The 3,601-nt window shown below is 72.6% G+C and carries 3 protein-coding genes; all 3 read right to left on the reverse strand.

Annotated features, from left to right (window positions below; translation table 11 throughout):
• Positions 1-127: 127 nt before the first annotated feature.
• Entirely contained in the window at positions 128-1,585 is a 1,458-nt protein-coding gene (locus ABD198_RS27195) for a penicillin-binding transpeptidase domain-containing protein (RefSeq protein WP_344006753.1), read from the reverse strand.
• On the reverse strand, positions 1,582-2,943 hold the full coding sequence (locus tag ABD198_RS27200; RefSeq protein ID WP_344006755.1) for an FtsW/RodA/SpoVE family cell cycle protein: 1,362 nt from the start codon (positions 2,941-2,943) through the stop codon (positions 1,582-1,584). The genes ABD198_RS27195 and ABD198_RS27200 overlap by 4 nt, the downstream gene beginning before the upstream one ends.
• A 43-nt stretch (positions 2,944-2,986) precedes the next feature.
• Positions 2,987-3,601 (reverse strand): SH3 domain-containing protein (locus tag ABD198_RS27205; protein WP_344006757.1); only part of this gene is annotated, 615 nt, incomplete at its 5' end.

A 3,601-nucleotide genomic window follows, 5' to 3' on the forward strand; every position in this document is an offset into this window, starting at 1 on the left:
TCACCGACAACGGCGGAATCTTCGGACCCGGACGACTCATACCGAACCAACGACGAATCTCCGACTCAGGTCACTAGAGCAGCGCTCGCTCCTGGGTCGCTCCTGGCGTGCCGCGGCCCGGTAGGTCTCAGGGATCGAGCACCGCCTCCATCACCGACCGGGCGATCGGGGCCGCCGTGCCGCCGCCGCTGATCTCCCGGCGGTTGGCCGCCGCGTCCTCGACCACCACCGCCACCGCCACCCTCGGCTGGATGTCGTTGCGGTCCTGCGCCCAGCCCACGAACCAGGCGTACGGCGTACCGGAGTTGCCCAGGCCGTGCTGGGCGGTGCCGGTCTTGCCGCCGACCACGGCGCCGGGGATCGCGGCCCGCTCCCCGGTGCCCTTCTCGACCACGCCCCGCATCAGCTGCTGCAGCCGCATCGCCGTACCCGGCTGCATCGCCCGCCGGACGGGGCGGGAGCCGCCCGAGGAGACCGTGCCGCCGTTCGCCCGGGTGACGCGCTCCACCAGATACGGCTCGCGCACCTGCCCGCCGCTCGCCACCGCCGCCGCCACCATCGCCATCTGCAGCGGTGTCGCCCGCGTGTTGTACTGCCCGATCGAGGCCAGCGCCAGCTGCGCCCGGTCCACCGTGGTGTCGAAGGTGCTGCGGGCCACCGGGAACGGGATGCGCAGATCCTCGTCGTTGAAGCCGAAGGCGTGCGCCGTCGACGCCATGTCCTTCAGGCCCGTCCTCACCCCCAGCTTGGCGAACACCGTGTTGCAGGAGAGGGTGAACGCCTCCCGCAACGAGGCGTCCTCGCAGCCTTGCGCCCCGTTGGTCAGCCGGGTCGTGGTCCCCGGCAGCACATACGGGTCGGGCGAGTCGGTCGGCTCGTCCAGGTCGCCGGCCACCCCCGCCTCCAGCGCCGCCGCCGCGGTGATCACCTTGAACGTCGAGCCCGGCGGATACGTCTGCCGCACCGCCCGGTTCAGCAGCGGCTTGTCCGGGTCGGCGTTCAGCCGCTGCCAGGCCGTTCGCGCCGTCTCCCCGTTGCCCGACAGCAGTTCCGGGTCGTAGGAGGGCAGGGACACCAGGGCCAGGATCCGCCCGGTGGCGGGCTCCACCGCGGCCACCGCGCCCTTGCGGGAGCGCAGCCCCTTGTACGCCGCCCGCTGCGCCGCCGGGTGGATCGTGGTCTCCACGTCGCCGCCCGCGTTGCGGGAGCGGGTGAACTCGTTCCACAGCGGCAGCGGCGCCAGCACCGGGTCCGTGCCGGACAGCAGGGCGTCCTCGGTGTGCTCCAGCAGCGTCGTGCCGTACTCCTGCGAGGCGAAGCCGGTCACCGGCGCGTACAACGGCCCGTCCCGGTAGGTCCGTTCGTAGCGCAGATGCTCCTCGGTGTCCCGGGAGCCGGTGACCGGGCGGCCGGCGACCAGGATGTCGCCGCGCGGCTGGTGGTAGCGGGCGATGGTGTCGCGGCGGTTGGCGGGGTTGTCCCGGTAGGTCTCGGCCCGCAGCAGCTGCACCCGCGCGGCGTTCACCAGCAGCGCCACCAGCAGCAGGGCGCAGAACCCGGCCGCGTGCCGGATGTACCGGGTCACCGGCGCCCACCTCCGTCCGCCCGGCGGCGCGCCGAATGGCTCAGCCGGACCAGCAGCGCCACGATCGCCCAGTTGGTGACCACCGAGGAGCCGCCCTGCGCCAGGAACGGCATCGCCATCCCGGTCAGCGGGATCAGCCCGGTCACCCCGCCCGCGATCACGAACACCTGCAGCGCCACGATCGAGGAGAGCCCCACCGCCAGCAGCTGCCCGAACGGGTCCCGCAGCGCCAGGCCGGCCCGGTAGCCGCGGTCCACCAGCAGCCCGTAGAGCAGGAAGATCGCGCACAGCCCGGCCAGGCCCAGCTCCTCGCCGGCGGTGGCCAGGATGAAGTCGGACTTGACGGCGAATCCGATGAGCACCGAGTGCCCGAGGCCAAGACCGGTGCCCAGCAGCCCGCCCTCCGCGAAGGCGAACAGCGACTGGGCGAGCTGGTTCGGTCCCTCGCCGGCCTCGATGGAGGAGAACGGGTGCAGCCAGGTCTCGATCCGGCCGTGCACATGCGGCTCGAGCCGGCCCACCGCCACCGCCCCCAGCGAGGCCAGCAGCAGACCGACGGCGATCCAGCCCGCTTTGCCGGTGGCGACATAGAGCAGGACGACGAACAGGCCGAAGAACAGCAGCGAGGTGCCGAGGTCCCGCTCCAGCGCGAGCACGCCCACGCTCACCAGCCAGACGGCGAGGATCGGGCCCAGCACCCGGCCGGTGGGCAGCTGCAGCCGCCAGACGCGGCGGCCGGAGTACGTCAGCGCCTTGCGGTTCTCGGCCAGGTACGCGGCGAAGAACACCGCGAGCAGCACCTTCGCGAACTCGCCCGGCTGGATGGAGAATCCCGCCACCCTGATCCAGATGCGGGCCCCGTTCACCGCGGGGAAGAGGATCGGCACGGTGAGCAGGATCAGCGCGGCGGCCACGCACAGCCGGGTGCAGCGCTGCAGCACCCGGTGGTCGCGCAGCACCAGGATCACCACGATGAACAGCGCTACGCCCAGCGTGGACCACACCAGCTGGGTGGGGGCCGCCCGGTCGTGCGGCGTCTCCAGGTCCAGCCGGTAGATCAGCACCAGGCCCAGTCCGTTGAGCAGCACGGCGATGGGCAGCAGCAGCGGGTCGGCCCAGGGGGCGCGGAAACGCACCGCCATATGGGCGACCAGCGCGAGCACGCCGAGCCCGGCGCCGTAGCCGGCGGCGCCGGGCGGGACGGAGCCGTTCTTGGCGAGTCCGACGGCGCAGTAGCCGTAGACCGACAGCAGGACGGCCAGGAGGATCAGGGCCAGTTCGATGCCACGGCGCCGGGGGAGACGGACGGGGGGCGCGGACGTCTCCGCCGCCGCCAGGGTGATTCCGGCCTTGCTCATGTCCGGAACCTACCCAAGTGCCGTGAGTTGCGAGCTTTGCCGGTCAGCACCAGCGTGGCGCCGGCCCGATGTTCTCGATGTAGCGGGCCGCACCCCAGGCCCAGGTGCCGTCGGTGAGCAGGTACCACAGCGGGTTGCCGTCCACTCGGTCGCCGGGGACCTTGCAGAAGATGGAGACCACCTCGCCCCGGTGGACGTAGCGGATGACCTGCGAACCCCGGGTCGGGGCGGTGCGCAGCGCCAGGCGGTCCGCGGTGACGCGGCCCTTGAACTCGCCCTGGTCGTCGTGGTGGCCGCCGGACTGGTTCGACTGGTTGCCCCAGTCGCCGCTGCCGCCTCCGCCGCCGGACTGGTTGGACTGGTTGCCCCAGTCGCCGCCACCGCCGCCGCCCTGGAGGTTGCCGTTGCCGCCGCTCTGCTGGCCCCAGCCGCCCCCGCCGCTCTGGTGGTTGCCACCCTGCTGGTAGCCGCCGCTCTGGTGGTTGCCGCCCTGCTGCTGGCCGCTCTGGTGGTTGCCGCCCTGCTGCTGGCCGCTCTGGTGGTTGCCGCCTTGCTGCTGGCCGCTCTGGTGGTTGCCGCCTTGCTGCTGGCCGCTCTGGTGGTTGCCGCCTTGCTGCTGGCCGCTCTGGTGGTTGCCGCCTTGCTGCTGGCCGCTCTG

This window comes from Streptomyces thermocarboxydovorans, from assembly GCF_039524635.1.
GTDB classification, from domain to species: domain Bacteria; phylum Actinomycetota; class Actinomycetes; order Streptomycetales; family Streptomycetaceae; genus Streptomyces; species Streptomyces thermocarboxydovorans.

Coding starts and splice junctions, on each gene's coding strand:
- ABD198_RS27200 (WP_344006755.1), bottom strand. CDS start 2,943: ATGAGCAAGGCCGGAATCACCCTGGCGGCGGCGGAGACGTCCGCGCCC.